This is a genomic window from Micrococcus lylae NBRC 15355, assembly GCF_001570885.1.
Lineage (GTDB): Bacteria > Actinomycetota > Actinomycetes > Actinomycetales > Micrococcaceae > Micrococcus > Micrococcus lylae.
This window is the reverse complement of sequence record NZ_BCSN01000015.1, coordinates 1-18865: the sequence shown is the minus strand read 5'-3', so window position 1 is coordinate 18865 and position 18865 is coordinate 1. Positions and strand designations below refer to the sequence as shown.

The following is an 18865-nucleotide window of genomic DNA, read 5'->3' as shown; positions in this document are numbered from 1 at the left end:
CCCGGCGGGTGCGGCTGGGCGCCCGCCGGGGCGGTCCGGGGTCACTCGCCCTTGGCGGCGTCCTCGGAGGCGGCCGGAGCGGCGGCCTCAGCGGCCTCACCCTCGGTCTGCTCGGCCTCGGCGGCCTTCTCGGCGTTGTGCTGCTCGAGCAGCTCGCGCTCCCACTCGGCCATCGGCTCGGCGGAGGCGTCGCCGCCCTTGCCGGAGCGGGCCATCAGGCCGTCGGCGACGGCGTCGGCGACCACGCGGGTCAGCAGGGCGACGGAGCGGATCGCGTCGTCGTTGCCCGGGATCGGGTAGGTGACCTCGTCCGGGTCGCAGTTGGTGTCGAGGATGGCGACCACCGGGATGCCCAGCTTCTGGGCCTCGTCCACGGCGAGGTGCTCCTTCTTGGTGTCCACGACCCACACGGCGGAGGGGGTCTTGGACATGTTGCGGATGCCGCCCAGGTTGGCCTCGAGCTTCTGCAGCTCGCGGGAGAGCAGGAGGAGCTCCTTCTTGGTGTGGCCCGAGCCGGCCACGTCCTCGAAGTCGATCTCCTCGAGCTCCTTCATGCGCTGCACGCGCTTGGAGACGGTCTGGAAGTTGGTGAGCATGCCGCCCAGCCAGCGGTGGTTCACGTACGGCATGCCGACGCGGTTGGCCTGCTCGGCGATGGCCTCCTGGGCCTGCTTCTTGGTGCCGACGAACAGGATGGTGCCACCGTGCTTGACGGTCTGCTTGACGAACTCGTAGGCACGGTCGATGTAGGTCAGCGACTGCTGGAGGTCGATGATGTAGATGCCGTTGCGCTCGGTGAAGATGAAGCGCTTCATCTTGGGGTTCCAGCGGCGGGTCTGGTGGCCGAAGTGGACACCGGAGTCGAGGAGCTGGCGCATGGTCACGACGGACGACATGTCGAATCCCTTCTGTGGCGGCCGTAGGACCCCGCGCGTCTGTGCGCAGGCGGCTGCCGATCGTTGTTTCACGGTTCTTCGACCGCCCGGCCGGGCGGTCCCTGACACCACGACGGCGGTGCCGCCGGACCGCCGCCGAAACCCGTCCGTGGGGACGGGACCGTCGGTGGGGTCTGCCGCTGTGGGACCGGGGCCCCGCAGCCGCACCGTGGTGTGCGTAGTCGATGACGTCGCCTCCCGTTTCCGGGCACAGCACACGTCACCGCTGTGACCATCGTACCCCAGCCCGCCCGGCACCTCTTCCGCCCGCTCGTCCCCTCCTGCACAGCGGACCGGTTGCCCGGTTCCCTCCACAGTTCGCTTCTCGACGACGGCACCGGCCTCCGTCTTCTGCGCACCCTGGCCCCATGGGAACGTCACTCACCGCTTCGCCCCGCCCGAGCAGGCGGGCGCCCTTCCGCCGCCCCGGCCTGCGCCGCCCGGCGACGGTGCTGCTGCTGACCGTGCTGCTCGGCGCCGCACCGGCCGGTGCCGGCCCACCGGCGGCGTCGTCCGCTGCAGGCACCGCCGCCTCCGCACCCGACCCCACACCGATCCCGGCGGGGCTGCGCTGGTCCTCCCCCGCGCCCGGCGCGGGTGCCGGAGACCTGCTGCGCGCCTTCGACGCCCCCGAACAGCCCTGGGATCCCGGTCACCGCGGCGTGGACCTGCGGCTGCGCGGGGACGTCGTGCTGGCTCCGGCGGACGGGACGGTCCGGCACGTCGGCATGGTGGCGGGGCGGCCGGTGCTGTCGATCGACCACGGACAGGAGGTGGTGAGCTCGATGGAGCCGGTGGTGGCCGTCGTCGGGAAGGGGGAGACGGTGACGGCGGGACAGCCGGTCGGCCGGCTGGACCCGGCGGCGGAGCACTGCGCCGAGCCGTGCGTGCACCTGGGCGTGCGCGTGCTGGACGGCTGGCTGGTGGGCCGCACGCTGCGGGATCGCTATCTGGACCCGGCGCTGCTGCTGGGGCTGTCCGGCCCCTCGGTGCTGTGGCCGCTCGGCGAGGACGGCGGCGCCGGGAGGGAGGACGATGCCGGTGAGGACGGGGCTCAGCCGCGGCGGGAGCGGGACTGAGCGCGTTCATCGGCGACGGACTCCACTGCCGCGAGCAGCCGCGCCGCCGAGTCCTCCCAGCGGTAGCGGGCGGCACGCCCCACGGCGGCCCGCGAGGCCACGGCCCAGGCGCCGGGCGCGGTGAGGGTGCGGACCTGCGCGGCGAAGGCGGCGGGACGGTCGCCGTCGAGCGGAACCGGGAGGAAGGCGGGCTCGGCTCCCCCGGCGACTTCGCGGAAGATCGGCATGTCCGAGCCGATCACCGGAGTGCCGTGGGACATCGCCTCGGCCACGGGCAGGCCGTAGCCCTCGGCCCGGGACAGGGTCACCAGCGCCGTGGCCTCGCGGAGCAGGGCGATGTACTCCTCGTCGGTGACGCCGTTGTGGAAGACCACCTCACCGGAGGTTCCGGCCCCCGCGCCGTGCGCTCCGGTCGCTGTCCCGGCCCCCGTCTCGGCGCGCCGCCGCGCCAGCAGCGCCTCCAGCTCCGCCCGGCGTTCGGCCGGCACCGTCGAGAGCAGATGCAGCGTGTACCCCGGCAGCAGCGGCATCGCGGCCACGAGCGAGTCCACGTCCTTGTAGTCCATGAAGGAGCCCATGTAGACGAGCGAGCGGGCCGGCGCCGCGTCCGGGTTCCGGGGCTCGGCTACCGGCTGCGGAGCATTGGGCACCACGTCCACGGGGCGTCGCGTCAGCGCGTGCTCGGCGATCAGCCCGGCCGTGGTCTGAGAGACGGTGGCCACGCGGTCCGCGCGGTTGAGCAGCAGCCGCTGCGGTCCGTAGCCGAGGTGGTAGAGCCGCCACAGCCAGCGCACCGGCTCGGGCAGGTTCCGCGGCGGGGTGCGGTGCTCGTAGTAGATGAGGTCGTGGAGCGTGAGGATCAGCCCGTAGCGGCGGCCGGCGGAGCCCATCGTCTGCATCGGGGAGAACACCACGTCCGGACGCAGCCGGTTCACCTGCACGGGAAGCGTCGGTTCGAGGGGCGAGGTGGGCCCGGTGGCGCGGTGCCACGGGACGCCGGCCGGCAGCAGGCGCAGCTGCGCCTCGTCACTGACCAGCATGTGCATCTGAACACGGCCGGCCCACTCCCCCGCAGTCGTCAGCCGGTGCACGGCCGCGATGAGACTGGCGCCGTAGCGCGAGATGCCGTCATGGAAGTCGGTGCGCGTGTAGCGGGCGTCCATCAGCAGGCGCAGGGGGCGGTCTGTCACGGTGCCCACGCTACCGGCCGGATCGCGCCGGCAGGGCAGCGGCCCGCCCCGCGCGACACGCCAGAGACACCCGTCACAGCAATAGTTGCGTTTAGATAACGAACATGTATATTCGATAACGATGCGGACATCGTCCGGATCCCGGACCTTCCCCGTCCGCTCCCGCGGCTCCCGGCCTCACCACACCGATTCACTCTCGTACCGGCCACCCCTGGGCACCTTCCTGCCGGAAAGCCCTGGCGGCTCCATGCCACCTGCCGGTCCCCGACTGGAAGATTCGCTATGTCTGAGACCCAGAAGCACCCCCGCACCGCTCGCCGCGGTCGTCGTCCCCTCGTCGCCTCCCTGGCCCTGTCCCTGGGCGCCGGCACCGTCGTCGGTGCAGGCGCCGTCTCCACCGCCACCGAGGCCGTCGCAGCCCCGGCGACCTACACCGTCAAGGCCGGCGACAGCTGGTGGCGCATCGCCCACAACCACGGCATGGACATGTACGACCTCGCCGCCATGAACGGCAAGACCATCGACGCCACCATCTACGTCGGCGACGTCCTCAAGGTCAGCAACGGCAGCTCGGCCCCTGCCCCGGCTCCGGCCCCTGCCCCTGCCCCGTCCACCGGCACCTACACCGTGAAGGCCGGCGACAGCTGGTGGCGCGTCGCGAACAACCACGGCATGGACATGTATGCCCTGGCCTCGCTGAACGGCAAGACCATCAACAGCCCGATGTACGTGGGCGACGTCCTGAAGGTCTCGGGCTCCTCCTCCGCCCCTGCCCCGGCTCCGGCCCCTGCCCCGGCTCCTGCCCCGGCCCCGGCCCCGTCCTCCAAGACCGCCGCGGTCAAGCACATCGTCTCCAAGGTCAACGACCCGAGCACCTACTACCAGTGGGGCGGCAACGGCCCGTACGGCTACGACTGCTCCGCCCTGGTCCGCGAGGCCATGGCCAAGTCCGGCTTCTCCCTGCCGCGGGTCTCCCACGACCAGTACCGGAACGCCAAGTCCTTCGTGCCGAAGTCCCAAGCCCAGCCCGGCGACCTGTTCTTCTGGCGCAACTCCTCCACCGGCCGCGTCTACCACGTGGCGATGTACATCGGCGACGGCAAGATGGCCCACGCCCTGAATCCGCACCGCGGCCTCATGATCACCTCGGTGGACTACATGCCGGCCAACATGCTCTCGGTGGCCGGCCGCTACTGAGCCGCAGACACGCGCCGGCCCCCTCGGGTGACGGCGTCCACGGTCCAGGCCCGACGACGGTCCGGCACCTTCCGCACGGAAGGTGCCGGACCGTCGTCGTCCGCGGTGCCGCGGCCCCTCGGTTCGGCGGGCCGGGAAGAATCGGTCATGGCTGCGGCCTCCGTCCCGGCGTGGACCGGACCGAAGGCCGCAGAGAGGTAGGGCGTACGGGACTTGAACCCGTGACCAAGGGATTATGAGTCCCCTGCTCTGACCGACTGAGCTAACGCCCCGCGCGCGTGGCACGCGTCGGTCAAGTCTAGCGAGGAGTCGCTCACAGCCGTGCCCGCACCTCGGCCGGTGTGGCCCCGCGGTAGAGCGCCTCGAAGACCTCCACGGTCTTCTGCGCCGAATGACGCAGGGCCTTGGCGTGGGAGGCCTCGCCCATCCGGGCGCGTTCCTCGGGACTCGCGCCGAGAACCCGGGCCAGCTTCTCGGCGAGGTCCTCGTGGTCGCCGGGGACGAAGAGGTAGCCGTTCACGCCGTCGTCCGCCAGGTGCGGCAGGGCCAGCGCGTCGGCCAGCACCACGGGCTTGGAGGCGCTCATCGCCTCCAGGGACACCAACGACTGCAGCTCGGCGGTGCCGGGCTGGCAGAACACGTCTGCCCGCAGGTAGGCGGTGTGCAGCTCCTCCTCGGTGACGTGGCCTCGCATCGCCACACGGTCCTCGATGCCGAGCTCGGCCACAAGCTCGCGGAGGACGTCGCGCTGCTCGCCGTCGCCGACGATCTCGGCGTGCACGTCCAGCTCCGGGCGGGTGTCCTTCAGGTGCGCGACGGCGCGCAGCAGCACGTCGATGTTCTTCTCCACGGCCAGGCGGCCGACGAACAGGACGGTGGGGTTCGCGTGCGGGGTGATGACCTCGCCGGCGGCCTGCTCGTACTTGGAGGCGTCGATGCCGTTGGACACCGGCAGCACGTTCTGCAGCCCGGCCCGCTCGGCCATGGCGCGCGCGGCCAGGGCGGTGGGGGTGGTGACCACGGCGCCCTTGCTCATCAGCCGGCCCATCTGCCACCAGGAGTAGCGGGAGTAGCGGTCCAGGAACCACTGCGGGAACGGCAGGAACGGCTCGAGGTTCTCCGGCATGAAGTGGTTGGTGGAGATCGTGCGGACACGGCGGCGCTCGGCCTCGGTGATCGCCGCGGCGCCGATCATGTAGTGGCAGTGCACATGCACCACGTCCGGCTGCACCTGGGCCATGATGCGGCGCATCGCGCGGCGGGCCAGGGGCGGGAACACCAGCCGGTAGTACTCGTGCGTGGGCGGCCGCCAGGACTTCAGGCGGTGCACGGTGGCCTCGGGGCGGTGCTCCACGAAGTCCGGGCCGTCGTCGTTGCGGGCGGCCACCACGTGCACGTCGTGGCCACGCTCGTGCAGCGCCGTGGCGAGGCGGAAGCAGAAGGTGGCGGCGCCGTTGACGTCCGGCGGATAGGTGTCCGCCGCGATCATCACGGTGAGGGGACGGGCGTCATGCGCCTGCGGGGCGTCGGTCACGAGGACGGTGCTCCTGGGTGGTGGGTGGTCTTGGGGCCTCTCCCCCCGTCGCCGGCGCCCCGTGGACACCGGCCCTCAGGAGGCTCAGACCGGCTCAGCCTAGCAACGTGGACGGCGCCGGATACGCCCTGGGGGCCGGCCCCGTCCTCGCCGGCCGGTGCGGCGCCGGAGGCCTCGCGCCGTTCCGCCGACTGCTCGGACCAGGCGGTCCGGTCCCGCGGATCGATCCCGCGGGCCCGTAACTCGGCGGCCTTGGCCCGGAACCGGCGGAGGTAGTCCGCGGCGGCGAGCATGTGGGCGATCGCGCCGAGGGAGAGCAGCCACAGGCCGGCACTGCCCCAGGCGGTGTCCGTCAGGCTCGGCACGTTGCCCAGCAGCAGCACGGGTGCGGCCACGAGCAGCAGGGCGGTACGAACCTTGCCGAGGACGGAGACGTCCAGCTCGGGGCTGCCGCGGAACAGCGCCAGGGACACCGTGCTCAGCACGAGGTCCGGCACCACGATCGCCCAGACGATCCAGTCCGGGGCCACGCCGGTGAGCACCAGGGTGGCGGCCACGATGATCATGGACAGCCGGTCCGCCAGCGGATCCAGCCACGTGCCGGTGGTGGAGATCATGTCCCACCGGCGGGCCACGAACCCGTCCACCCAGTCCGTGCTGGACAGGGCCGCCAGCACCCAGAACGCAGCCAGGTACTGCTCGGTGGCGGTGAGCCAGACGAACACCGGGATCAGCGCGAACCGGGCCAGGGTGATGACGTTCGGCAGGGTCCAGAAGGTGTCCCGGACGGTGTACTCGTACCCCTCGCGGAGGCCGACGTCGATCACGCGCATACGGGGCTCCTTCGGGGCGGCACAGGCGGGGACTGCGGGGGCCGGACCAGTCTACCGGCGTCTGTGGCCTGCACAGGCCTCGGGCGAGGCCACGTGGCCGGACGGTGGCAGGTCGCCGTGGGTCGGACGTCCTCACCACCGCTTCCCCCGCCCGCGCACAGCACGGCGCCCCGCCCCTCGGTGAGGGACGAGGCGCCGTGGACGGGCAGTCTGCGTGCGGCCGGATCAGCCCTTGCGCTTCTTGCCGAGCATGGAGCCCAGGACGGCGAAGGCGGTGCCGGAGACACCGAGCAGGGCCAGCGGCTGCCACCGCTCCTTCACGTAGTCCTCGGCCGCACCGGCCTTCTCGCCGGCGCGGGCGGCGCCGGAGTACGGGGCGGTGACGTCGGTGGAGCCGGCGGACTCCGGGGTGGCGCCGCGGCCCTTGCGCTGGGCGGCGAACGCGTTCATCTGGCCCTTGACGGAGGCGCGCTCGCCCAGGCCGGAGCGGATGTCCGCCAGGTGGCGGCGGCGCAGCTCTGCGCGGCGGCGGATCTCGTCCTCGGAGGCGGTCTCCTTCTCCGGGTACGGGGCGGCCTCGCCGTTCTTGACCGCCTTCTTGTTCTCTTCCTTCTCGAGCTTCTTGCGCTCGGCCTCACGCTGCTTCTCGATGCGCTTCTGCTCGGCCCGCTCGGCCTTCACGCGGTCGTACTCGGCCGGGTCGAAGGCGTTGCCCTCCTTGAGGTAGCCGAGGTCGTACTCGATGTTGCGGACGGTCTCGGCCGGGATGAGCGGCATGGCGCCCTTGATCATCAGACCGCCGACGGCGGCGAGGATGATGCCGAGCAGCAGGAACGCGGCGGCCACCATGAGGGCCGGGAACCAGAACGACGGGTTCGCGAAGGCGCCGATCAGGGTGACGATCAGGGACACCAGCATGCAGAACAGCATGAACAGGCCCGCGAGGATCAGACCGGCGGCGACGCCGACCTTCACACCCTTGGACTTGGCCTGGTTCAGGGCGAGGGCGAGCTCGTCCTTGATCTGCAGGGGCAGCAGGCGGATCAGGGCCGCGAGCAGGTCGGACAGCGAGCTCGCGCGGGTCTGCGCAGAGACGGGGATTGCCGTGGGGGCCATCAGTGGGTGCCTTCCTGGGTCGGCGTGGTCTTTTCGGGCTGCGCAGGTGCGTCAGGGCGCGCCACTGCACAGCGATGTCGGCTCCACGCTAGCACTGTGCCTCCACCCAGGGCATGAGCCGAAGATCGGCCATCCACGTGTGTCCGGTCACGACGACTGCCCCTCGCTTTCTCCTCCTCACCCGGCCGAGCGGACGGGTGGGCCAGCGCATGAGGCGGGGGCCGCCGTCGGGACACGGGTGTCCGGGGTGTCAGGACCCGTCGCCGGCGGCCTCGCGCAGGCCGGCCATGGCGTCGCGGTGGCGCAGCACGTGCAGGTCCCAGTCCGCGGAGAGCGCCTCGAACACGCCGATGCCGCGCACCGACGTGCCCTGCTCATCCAGGCGCGGGGACCAGCTGGCGATGCCGAGGGCGCCCGGGACCGCACCGAGCAGCGCACCCGAGACGCCGGACTTGGCCGGGATGCCGACCTCCGCCATCCACTGCCCGGAGGCGTTGTACATCCCGCAGGAGAGCATCACGGACATCACCTGCTGGCAGACCCACTCCGCCAGCACGCGCCGGCCGGTCACCGGGTTCACGCCGCCTGAGGCCAGGGTGGCGCCCATGGTGGCCAGCTGCTCCACGGTGACCTCCACCGAGCACTGGCCGAGGTAGCCGCGGACCACCTCGTGTGCCTCGTCCGGGAGCATCTGCGAAGCGGCGAGCATGTGGGCCAGGCCCAGGTTTTGGTGGGCACGGGCGGTCTCGGCGTCCCAGACGTCCTCGGAGATCGTCAGGTCCGTCCCGGCCAGCTGCGAGTAGCGGTCCAGCAGGAGCTCGAGGCGGGCGTCCTCGTCGTTCCCGGGGATCAGCCCGTGGGTCATGATCGCGCCGACGTTGATCAGCGGGTTGTACGGGCGGCCGTCCGAGTGGAGGGACAGCTCGTTGAACGCCATCCCGGAGGGCTCCACGCCCACACGCTCGAGCACGGCGTCCATGCCGCGCTCCTGCAGGGCCACCGCGTAGGTGAGCGCCTTGGACACGGACTGCAGGGCGAACGCCTGCTGCGTCTCGCCCTCGGAGACGGCCACGCCGTCTGTGGTGCACACGGCCACGGCGAAGCCGTCCACCGGACGGTCCTCCACGTCCTCGAGGTACTCCGACGGGGCCCCGTTGCGATCCTCCTTGACCGTGGAGATCAGGCGGGCCAGCTGCTCGGAGACACGGCTGGGGTTCGTGGTCTTCATGTCAGTCACCCTGCCACAGGGCCCCTGAGAGCGTCGCCCCGAGTCGGGTGGGCAGCTGTTCCACGGAATCGAGCGACATCGTGGAATACCCGCCCACTCGACCCCTGCCAGAGGACGGAGAGGAACGACGACGGCCGCCCGCCTTCGGTGCGGAAGGCGGGCGGCCGACGTCGGGAATCAGGTCAGGCGGCCCCGTCAGGAGGCGCCGTCAGTGCCTCACGGGGTGTAGGTGACCGGAGCGTTCGGACCCAGCGGCAGGTCCAGCCAGTACCAGCCCATGGTCATCATGCTCCAGGTGACCAGGAAGGCGATCGAGTACGGGAGCATCGTGGCGATCAGGGAGCCGATGCCCATCTTCTTGTCGTACTTCTGGGCCACGGCGATGATCAGCGCGAAGTAGGTCATCAGCGGAGACAGGATGTTCGTGGACGAGTCGGCCACGCGGTAGGCCGCCTGGGTGAACTCGGGCGAGATGCCCAGCTGCATCATGATCGGCACCATGATCGGCGCGAGCATGGCCCACTTCGCCGAGGCGGAGCCCACGAAGAGGTTCACGACCGAGACGAACGCGATGAACGCGACCACCAGCGGGATACCGGTCAGGTTGATCGACTCCAGGAACTGCGAGCCCAGCACGGACAGCAGCAGGCCCAGCTTCGACTCGTTGAAGTAGGCGATGAACTGACCGGCGGTGAACGCCAGCACCAGGAACACGGCCATGCCGGCGAGGGTCTGGGAGAGCTGGTCCACCACGTCGGTGTCGTTGCGGATCACCTTGGTGACGATGCCGTACACCAGGCCCGGGACGAAGAACGCGATGATGATGACCACCACGAGCGAGTCCATGAACGGGGACTGGACCACGCCGCCGTCCTCGCCGCGCAGCAGGCCCCACTCCGGGACGATCAGCAGGGCCAGCAGCGCCACGGTGACCACGCCGGAGACGGTGGCCCAGACGAGGCCCTTCTTCTCCACGGCGGAGAGCTGGACGTCCTCGTCCTCGATGCGGCCCTCGCCCTTCCACGGGCCCAGGCGCGGCTCCACGATGAACTGGGAGACCAGGGTGCCGACGATGGTCAGCAGGAAGGTGGAGGCGATGATGAACCAGTAGTTCATGGCCAGGTTCATGCCGTCCGCGTAGGCGCCGTCCACGGTGGCGGCGGCCTCGATGGTCAGCTCACCGAGCATCACGTCCGTGCCGGAGAGCAGCAGGTTCGCCGAGAAGCCTGCGGAGACGCCGGCGAAGGCGGCGGCCAGGCCGGCCAACGGGTGACGTCCGACGGCCATGAACAGGATCGCGGCCAGCGGCGGGAGCACCACGTAGCCGGCGTCCGAGGCCACGGAGGACATCACACCGGCGAACACGATGCCCGCGGTGATGAGGAACTTCGGCACGGACAGGATGAACTGGCGCAGCACCGTGCCGATCAGGCCGGACTGCTCAGCCATGCCGATGCCCAGCATGGTGGCGAGCACGACGCCCAGCGGGGCGAAGCCCACGAAGTTGTCCACGGCGGAGGAGAACATCCACTGGACGCCCTCCGGGGACAGCAGGTTGAAGACCTCGATCTGGCCGCCCTCCACCGGGTCCTCGGCGGTGACGCCGAGCGTGGAGAACAGCCAGGACAGCAGGACCACCAGCACCGCGAGCGCGGCGAACAGGGTGGCCGGGTGGGGCAGGGCGTTGCCGGCCTTCTCGACGAAGTCGAGCGCCCGGTTGCCGATGCCGCCCCGACGCGGACGGTCGGGGGCGTTCTGGTCGGAAGCGTGGGTGGCGGAGCCGTCCTGGGTGGTGACGGTCTCCGCGGCGTCGGCGGCGGTGGTGCCGCGCGAGCCAGCCGGGTCAGCGGCCATGTGCAGAGTCCCTTCGGGAGTGCGGTCGGATGACAGGGCACCGCCCGGCCCCTCTCCCCCGCGCTGGTGGGCGGGTGGGAAGGGCCGGGCGGAGCGCAAACTCGTCCACCGTAGCGGCCGGTGTGAAGGATGTCATCTCACGGTGAGGGATCCGTCACAGGCTGCGGTGGGGACTGCTGCGAGGCGGGCGCGGCCGGTCGAGGCGGGCGGGGCGGCCGGGCGCGGCGGGCGGGGCGGCCGGTCACGGGGCCGGTCGAGGCGGGCGAGGCGGGCGAGGCGGGCCGGGTGAGGCGGCCTGGCGATGCGACCGGTCACGGGGCCGGTCACGGCGTGGGGGTGCCGCCGTTCGCGTTGAGGGTGTCCCCGTTGACATAGCTGGACTCGCCGCTGGCGAGGAACACGTAGGCCGGCGCCATCTCGATGGGCTGGCCGGCACGGCCCAGCGGGGAATCGTGGCCGAACTCGGGCAGGCGCTCCTTGGGCTGGCCGTCGCAGACCTGCAGGACGGTCCACACCGGGCCGGGGGCGACGGCGTTGACGCGGATGCCGCGCGGGCCGACGGCCTGGGCCAGGCCCTTCGTGTAGTTGTTGATGGCGGCCTTGGTGGCGGCGTAGTCCAGGATCAGCGGGTTCGGGTTGTATGCCTGCACCGAGGTGGTGTTGATGATCGCCGAGCCGGGGCCCATGTGCTTCAGGGCAGCACGGGAGAGCGTGAACATGGCGAGCACGTTGATCTGGAAGGTGGTGGCGACCTGCTCGTCGGTGAGCTCCTCCGGGGTGTCGGCCACGAGCTGCTTGCCGGCATTGTTCACGAGGATGTCCAGCCCGCCGAGCTGTTCGGCGGCGGCGTCCACGAGGCCGGCGGTGTAGTCGGTGTCCGTGAGGTCGCCGGGCAGGGCGACGGCCCTCCGGCCAGCCTCCTCGATCGCGGCGATCACCCGGTCAGCGTCCGGCTGCTCGTCCGGCAGGTAGGCGATGGCCACGTCCGCGCCCTCGCGGGCGTAGGCGACGGCCACGGCGGCGCCGATGCCGGAGTCGCCGCCGGTGATCAGCGCCTTGCGGCCCTCGAGCCGGCCCAGGCCGGTATAGGAGTCCAGGCCGATGTCCGGGACCGGATCGGTCTTCACGTCCAGGCCCGGCTCGGGCTGGTGCTGCTCCGGGGCGTGATGCCGCGGGTGGCGGGCGCGCGGGTCGTCGCCCTCCCACTGGCGGGCGGTGGAGGCGGTCGCGGGCGTGCCTGCAGGCTTCGGATTCGTCATGAGTGCGACGCTACGGGACGGTGACGGGGGTCTGACAAGGGCGGATGGCCTGTGGAATCACGACGACGCCCCTCGCCTGCCAGCCCTCGTCACCGTGGAGTGGGGTGTCGGTCCGGGGGACGGTGGGGTGTTGGCCCGGGACGATGGGCCGTGGGTCCGGGACGATGGGCCGTGGGTCCGGGACGATGGGCCGTGGGTCCGGGACGATGGGCCGTGGGTAGGGGACGATGGGCCGTGGGTAGGGGACGATGGGCCGTGGGTCCAGCCCCGGGCCATCAATAGGGTTCTGCACAGGAGGCTTCCCGGCGGCGTTGGAGGTGAAACAGAGGACGAGGCCCCCTGCCGGGACACAGACGATGCAGGCGCCGAGGACCAACGGAGGAACTGCTGTGTGCAGCCGCGGGACGGGAACCGCAGTCAAGATCGGCGCCGCCGGGGCGGGCCCGCACGGTGGGAGTCGTCCTGTGGGTGCTGGTCGGGCTGGCCTGCATGGGCTCGGCGGTCCCGTTGGATGTGGACCTTTCCCTGCACACCCTGCTGTCCCTGCCGATGGTCCTGCAGGGGCCAGCGGTGTGGTTCACGGCCGCCGGACTGCGAGAGCGGATGCCTCGGCTCGCCGCCGTCGGGCGCGTGATCGCCGTGGTGGCGGTCGTCGCTTCACTCACGATGCTGGCCGTCAGCGTGTCCGGCTGGTTCATCGGGCTCTGGCAGCGGCTGTCCGTGTGGCCGGGCTACCTGTGGCTCGGCGCCGCGGGCTGGGCACTGTTCACCGTTCGGTCCTCGACGTGACGCAGGTAGGCGTTCACAGCCGCCCAGAGAAGCATCGTAGAAGCAGCCATGGAGAAAGCGACAGCCTTCTGATCGAAAAGCAGTTCACAATCCACCCAGAACATCCCGAACTCAACGACATGCCCTCTTATGGGACCCTTCCGCGATCAACAAGTATCTGAAAGTGCCGACTCTGGGCGGTTTCGGCGCTTGAAAATTTCAGCCTTCTTCCACCACGGGACCAGGTTCCGTAGGCCGATCAGGTGGGGTGGGAGCATTCGCAACCGACCGTTGGGGGCGGCAGTGAGGCGAGAGACCTGAGCGGGCTCTCCTTTCGGATGTGTTGTGTTGAGGAATTCTCATCCTGCGACAGGGACCGGCTCGTCTCACTTCAGCCCGTACCTCGTGGCAAGAACCGCATGACCCACAACAGCTAGGCTGATCGGGCCCCCAACCCCGACGAGAGGAAGCACACCTGTGTCCGCCGAACAGAGGACGACAGCCGAGAGCGCAGGGCCACCGGGTCCCCCCGACGCCGGAGGAGCCTCCCACTCCCCCGTGAACTGGCCGGTGTTCGTCGGCACGGCGGGCATCGTCGTCGGCTTCGCCCTCTGGGCCATGTTCCTTCCCGCCCAGGCAGACTCCGTGATCTCAGCCACGGTGAGCTGGATCGCCGAGAGCTTCGGCTGGTACTACGTGCTCACGGCGGGCCTCGTCGTCGTCTTCGTGATCGTCGTGGCGCTCAGCCGCCTGGGACGGGTGCGGCTCGGACCGGACCACGCCGTCCCGCAGTTCAACCTGTTCTCCTGGTCGGCCATGCTCTTCGCTGCGGGCATCGGTGTGGACCTGATGTTCTTCGCCACCTCCGGCCCGGCCACCAACCTGCTCACCCCACCGGACCTGCCGCCCATGTCCGACGAGGCCGCCCGCATGGCCCCGCTGTGGACGATCTTCCACTACGGCATCCCCGGGTGGGCCATGTACGCCCTGATGGGCATGGCCTTCGGGCTGTTCGCCTACCGCTACCACCTGCCCCTGAGCATCCGGTCGGCCATCGCCCCCATCTTCGGCCGCCGCGTGCACAGCCCGGTCGGCCACGCCGCGGAGATCGGCGCCACCGTCGGCACGATCTTCGGCATCGCCGTCTCCCTCGGCATCGGCGTCGTCTTCCTGAACGCCGGCCTCGCCCTGATCCTGGATGTGCCGGTGAGCACCGGCGTGCAGGTCGCCCTCATGGCCCTGGCGGTGGGCATCACCATCGTCTCCACCGTCTCCGGAGTGGACAAGGGCATCCGCCGTCTCTCCGAGCTGAACGTCTTCCTCGCCGTCGTCATCCTGGCCTGGGTGCTGTTCACCGGCCGCACCACGGACCTGCTCAACGCTCTGGTGCAGAACATCGGTGACTTCTTCGCCGGGTTCCCCGCGATGCTCATGCGCACCTTCGCCTACACCGACGGCCCGGCGGCCTACCCGGCGGAGCAGTGGATGTCCGACTGGACGCTGTTCTTCTGGGCCTGGTGGATCGCCTGGGCACCGTTCGTGTCCCTGTTCCTGGCCCGCATCTCCCGCGGCCGCACCCTGCGCGAATTCGTCACGGGCGTGCTTCTGATCCCCTTCGCGTTCATCCTGCTGTGGGTGTCCATCATGGGCAACGCCGCCATCGGCTTCTTCCGCAGCGGGGACCAGACCCTGTTGGAGGAGGCCGTGAGCTCCCCTGAGGCAGGCTTCTTCAGCCTCCTGGAGAAGTACCCCGGCTCCATGTTCCTGATCGGCCTGGCCGTGCTCACCGGCCTGTTCTTCTACGTGACCAGTGCCGACTCCGGCTCGCTCATCATGGCGAACATGACCTCCAAGGGCTCGGTCGAGGACTCCGACGGCGCCCCATGGCTGCGCATCACGTGGGCGGTGATCACCGGCCTGCTGACGCTGTCCATGCTGTTCATCGACGGGGTCTACACCCTGCAGAAGGCCACCGTGATCGTGGGCCTGCCGCTCTCGGTGCTGCTGTATCTGGTGATGATCAGCCTGTGGCGGGTGCTGCACTCCGAGTCCCTGGCCATGGACTCGCGCACCGCGGCCCTGCCCTCCGTCCTCGCCGGCCAGGCCCGCGGCTCCGGCAACCGCGCCACCTGGCGCCAACGCCTGGCCCGGCGGATGAACTTCGCCACGGCCCGCCAGGCCGCCGCCTACATCGAGCGCGAGGTCGGCCCCGCCCTGGAGGAGGTGGCCGCCGAGCTGCGCGGCCACGACGCCGACGCCGCCGTCACCCACGGCGTCCACCCCGAGTCCGGGGTGCCCTGGGTGGACCTCACCGTCACCTTCGAGGGCCAGGAGGACTTCAAGTACCAGGTCTACCCCGTGGCCTACCCGGTGCCAAGCTTTGCCGGCAGCCTCAGCGTCGCCCAGGACACTTACTTCCAGCTCGAGGTGTTCTCCGCGAAGGGCTCGCGCGGCAGGGACGTGCTCGGCTACAGCCGCGAGCAGCTGTGCGCCAACGTCCTGGACGACTACGAGGCCCACCTGACCTTCCTCGCCATGACGGGCGAGGACTCCCATCTCGCCGAACGCCTCGAGTCCGAGGTGCCGGATGAGTGGGGTGACGCCGACCGCTCGACCGCCACGGACGCCATGCCGGCCGTGGACACCGCCCCGGCCTCCCCGACCGATCCCACCCACCCGTGAGGAGCACCATCCCCATGACCACCGATCCCACCGCCACCCAGTTCATCGACGGCGCCTGGGTGTCGTCCTCGGACGGCGGCACCCGCACCATCCACTGCCCCGCCGACGGCTCCGAGGTCGGCGTCGTCGCCGAGGGCACCCGCGAGGACACCCTCGCCGCGATCGCCGCCGCCCGCCGCGCGTTCGACAGCGGCGTCTGGTCCTCCACCCCCGCCGCCGAGCGCGGCGACCTGCTCCTCCGCCTGGCCGACCACATCCTGGAGCACCGGGACGAGTTCGCCCGCGCCGAGGCCCTGGACACCGGCAAGCGCCTCGTGGAGGCCGAGGGCGACATGGCGGACATCGCCGCCTGCTTCCGCTACTTCGGCAAGATCGCGGACCAGAACCCCGGCCGCCTCGTGGACGCCGGCGACCCGACCGTCCTGTCCCGCGTGGTCACCGAGCCGGTGGGCGTGTGCGGCATGATCACCCCCTGGAACTTCCCGCTGCTGCAGGCCGCCTGGAAGATCGCCCCGGCCCTGGCCGCCGGCTGCACCTTCGTGCTCAAGCCCGCCGAGCAGACCCCCCACACCGCCATCCTCACGATGCGCGCACTGGAGTCGCTGGGCCTGCCGGCCGGCGTCGCGAACCTGGTGCTGGGCCCCGGCGCCACCGTGGGCGAGCCGCTCTCCTCCCACCCGGACGTGGACCTGGTCTCCTTCACGGGCGGGCTGGCCACGGGCAAGACCATCGCCCAGGCCGCCGCCGGCACCGTGAAGAAGGTCGCCCTCGAGCTGGGCGGGAAGAACCCCAACGTGATCTTCCCCGACGCCCACTACGAGGCGGCCCTGGACAACGCCCTCAACGCCGCGTTCACCGACTCGGGCCTGGTGTGCTCGGCCGGCACGCGCCTGATCGTCCACGAGTCGATCGCCGAGCGCTTCGTGGACGACCTCGTCGAGCGCGCCGGGCACATCGTGATGGGCGGCCCCTTCGACGAGCGCGCCGAGACCGGCCCGCTGATCTCCGCGGCCCACCGGGACAAGGTGACGGACTACGTCCGCCGCGGCGTCGAGGCCGGCGCACGCCTGCGCGTGGGCGGGCACTGGGGCGGCGAAGAGCACAAGGACGGCTTCTTCTACGCCCCCACCGTGTTGGACCGCTGCGACCGGGACAACCCCGCCGTCATCGAGGAGGGTTTCGGCCCGGTGATCACCGTAGAGACGTTCTCCACCGAGGCCGAGGCCATCGAGATCGCCAACCACACCGAGTACGGCCTCGCCGGGGCCGTGTGGAGCTCCGACGCCGGCACCTGCCAGCGCGTCTCCCGCGCCCTGCGCCACGGCACCGTGTGGATCAACGACTACCACCCCTACCTCCCCCAGGCCGAGTGGGGCGGCTTCAAGGCCTCCGGCATCGGCCGCGAGCTCGGCCCCACCGGGCTGGGCGAGTACGTGGAGCACAAGCACATCTACCAGAACACCGAGCCCGCGGTGACCGGCTGGTTCGCCGACCGCCGCTGACGAACGAGCTGATGACCGAAAGGACCCCCGGATCGTGACCACCACCGTCCCCGACGCCTCGTCCCCGCGGCCCGACACGCCCGTCTACGACTACATCGTGGTCGGCGGCGGCTCCTCCGGCGCCGCCCTCGCGGCCCGCCTGTCCGAGGACCCCCAGATCAGCGTCGCCCTGCTGGAGGCCGGCCCCACCGACGTGGACCTGGACGAGGTCCTCGAGCTGCGACGCTGGCCCGAGCTGCTCGAGTCCGGCCTGGACTGGGACTACCCCATCGAGCCGCAGGAGAACGGCAACTCCTTCATGCGCCATTCCCGGGCCAAGGTGCTCGGCGGCTGTTCCTCCCACAACTCCTGCATCGCGTTCTGGCCTCCCCGCGAGGACCTGGACCAGTGGGAGGCGATGGGCGCCACCGGCTGGGGCGCCGAGCACACCCTGCCGCTGGTGAAGAAGCTCGAGAACAACCGGGCCGAGGGCGATCACCACGGCCATGACGGCCCCGTCGAGCTGATGGACGTGCCCGCCGAGGACCCGGCCGGCGTCGCCCTGCTCGAGGCCGCCGCCGAGGCCGGCATCCCGACGACGACGTTCAACACCGGCGAGACCGTCATGAAGGGAGCCAACTGGTTCCAGATCAACCGCAAGCAGGACGGCACCCGCTCGTCGTCGTCGGTGTCCTATCTCCACCCGATCCTGGACCGCGAGAACCTGGACATCCTCACAGACCACTGGGTGAGCGAGGTGCTCTTCGACGACGACCGCCGCGCCTACGGCGTCCGTCACGTCGCGGACCGGCACGGACGGCAGGCCGAGATCCACGCCCGCGCCGAGGTCATCCTCTCCGCCGGGGCGATCGACACGCCCAAGCTGCTGATGCTCTCCGGGATCGGCCCGGCCGAGCACCTGGCCGAGCAGGGCCTCGATGTGCGCGTGGACGCCCCCGGCGTCGGCTCCAACCTGCAGGACCACCCCGAGGCGGTCATCTCCTGGGAGTCCAAGCAGCCGATGTACCGCGACGCCACGCAGTACTGGGAGATCGGGATCTTCTCCCCGACCAAGGAGGGGCTGGACCGCCCCGACCTGATGATGCACTACGGCTCCGTGCCGTTCGATATGCACACCTACCGTCAGGGGTACCCGACGGCGGACGAGACGTTCTGCCTCACCCCCAATGTCACCCACGCCAAGTCCCGCGGCACCGTGCGCCTGCGCTCCAACGACTACCGGGACAAGCCGGCCGTGGACCCGCGCTACTTCACCGACCCGGAGGGCCATGACATGGCCGTCGCGGTGGCCGGCATCCGGCTGGCCCGGGAGATCGTCTCCCAGCCGGCCATGTCAGCGTGGGCGGGGCGCGAGCTGGCCCCGGGCGTGGACGTGCAGACCGATGAGGAGATCGCCGACTACGTGCGCCGCACCCACAACACCGTGTACCACCCGGTGGGCTCGGTGCGCATGGGCGCCGACGACGACGCCATGAGCCCCCTTGACGCCCGCCTGCGTGTCAAGGGCGTGACGGGTCTGCGCGTGGCCGACGCCTCCGTGATGCCCGAGCACGTGACCGTGAACCCCAACATCACGTGCTTCATGATCGGTGAGAAGGCGGCGCAGCTGATTCTGGCCGACCGCGCCTGACCACCATGCGGGTGCGGCGGGCCCCCGGTGGGGCCCGCCGCACCCGCGTCCGGGGGCC

General features: G+C 70.9%; 14 protein-coding genes and 1 tRNA gene. 6 read left to right on the top strand and 9 right to left on the bottom strand.

Going from position 1 to position 18865, the window contains the following annotated elements; translation table 11 throughout:
- Positions 1–41 precede the first annotated feature (41 nt).
- On the bottom strand, positions 42–896 hold the full coding sequence (gene rpsB / locus MLY01S_RS04695) for a 30S ribosomal protein S2 (protein ID WP_067189775.1): 855 nt from the start codon (positions 894–896) through the stop codon (positions 42–44).
- Between the two features lie 407 nt (positions 897–1303).
- Here rpsB and MLY01S_RS04690 point away from each other — a divergent pair, with 407 nt between their 5' ends.
- Positions 1304–2014, top strand: coding sequence for a M23 family metallopeptidase (locus MLY01S_RS04690; RefSeq protein WP_167635515.1), 711 nt, complete (start codon positions 1304–1306; stop codon positions 2012–2014).
- Here the strand turns inward: MLY01S_RS04690 and MLY01S_RS04685 are convergent.
- The gene (locus tag MLY01S_RS04685; RefSeq protein WP_067189834.1) at positions 1990–3189 is read right to left on the bottom strand and encodes a glycosyltransferase; all 1200 of its coding nucleotides are present in this window, start codon (positions 3187–3189) and stop codon (positions 1990–1992) included. The two genes, MLY01S_RS04690 and MLY01S_RS04685, sit on opposite strands and share 25 nt — an antisense overlap.
- 297 nt (positions 3190–3486) lie before the next feature.
- Here MLY01S_RS04685 and MLY01S_RS04680 point away from each other — a divergent pair, with 297 nt between their 5' ends.
- Complete coding sequence (locus tag MLY01S_RS04680) at positions 3487–4401, top strand: C40 family peptidase (protein ID WP_070638472.1); 915 nt, start codon at positions 3487–3489, stop codon at positions 4399–4401.
- 198 nt (positions 4402–4599) lie between these two features.
- On the opposite strand, the gene MLY01S_RS04675 is transcribed toward MLY01S_RS04680, so the two are convergent.
- The 7 genes from MLY01S_RS04675 to MLY01S_RS04645 all read right to left on the bottom strand — a co-directional run bounded on the left by MLY01S_RS04675 (position 4600) and on the right by MLY01S_RS04645 (position 12225).
- Positions 4600–4673: transfer RNA gene (locus MLY01S_RS04675), tRNA-Ile, on the bottom strand.
- Positions 4674–4714: 41 nt separating this feature from the next.
- Entirely contained in the window at positions 4715–5890 is a 1176-nt protein-coding gene (locus tag MLY01S_RS04670; protein ID WP_067189830.1) for a glycosyltransferase, read from the bottom strand.
- Between the two features lie 41 nt (positions 5891–5931).
- Positions 5932–6768, bottom strand: a complete 837-nt coding sequence (locus MLY01S_RS04665; RefSeq protein WP_082739708.1) for a CDP-alcohol phosphatidyltransferase family protein — start codon at positions 6766–6768, stop codon at positions 5932–5934.
- A gap of 225 nt (positions 6769–6993) precedes the next feature.
- On the bottom strand, positions 6994–7884 hold the full coding sequence (locus MLY01S_RS04660) for a phage holin family protein (protein ID WP_067189771.1): 891 nt from the start codon (positions 7882–7884) through the stop codon (positions 6994–6996).
- A gap of 250 nt (positions 7885–8134) precedes the next feature.
- Positions 8135–9112, bottom strand: a complete 978-nt coding sequence (gene glsA, locus MLY01S_RS04655; RefSeq protein WP_067189769.1) for a glutaminase A — start codon at positions 9110–9112, stop codon at positions 8135–8137.
- A 216-nt stretch (positions 9113–9328) separates the two neighbouring features.
- Positions 9329–10966, bottom strand: a complete 1638-nt coding sequence (locus tag MLY01S_RS04650) for an AbgT family transporter (protein ID WP_082739706.1) — start codon at positions 10964–10966, stop codon at positions 9329–9331.
- Positions 10967–11289: 323 nt separating this feature from the next.
- Positions 11290–12225 (bottom strand): SDR family oxidoreductase, encoded by a 936-nt coding sequence (locus MLY01S_RS04645; RefSeq protein WP_067189767.1) that lies wholly within the window; start codon positions 12223–12225, stop codon positions 11290–11292.
- A 339-nt stretch (positions 12226–12564) separates the two neighbouring features.
- Between MLY01S_RS04645 and MLY01S_RS04640 the strand changes: the two genes are divergently transcribed.
- From MLY01S_RS04640 to MLY01S_RS04625, 4 genes are all read left to right on the top strand, one after another.
- A complete protein-coding gene (locus MLY01S_RS04640; RefSeq protein ID WP_135103351.1) occupies positions 12565–13014 on the top strand; it encodes a DUF998 domain-containing protein in 450 nt (149 codons plus the stop codon).
- Positions 13015–13551: 537 nt separating this feature from the next.
- Entirely contained in the window at positions 13552–15675 is a 2124-nt protein-coding gene (gene betT, locus MLY01S_RS04635; protein ID WP_082739704.1) for a choline BCCT transporter BetT, read from the top strand.
- Between the two features lie 14 nt (positions 15676–15689).
- The gene (locus tag MLY01S_RS04630) at positions 15690–17177 is read left to right on the top strand and encodes an aldehyde dehydrogenase family protein (RefSeq protein ID WP_067189763.1); all 1488 of its coding nucleotides are present in this window, start codon (positions 15690–15692) and stop codon (positions 17175–17177) included.
- Positions 17178–17211: 34 nt separating this feature from the next.
- On the top strand, positions 17212–18807 hold the full coding sequence (locus MLY01S_RS04625; RefSeq protein ID WP_067189761.1) for a GMC family oxidoreductase: 1596 nt from the start codon (positions 17212–17214) through the stop codon (positions 18805–18807).
- Positions 18808–18865 lie beyond the last annotated feature (58 nt).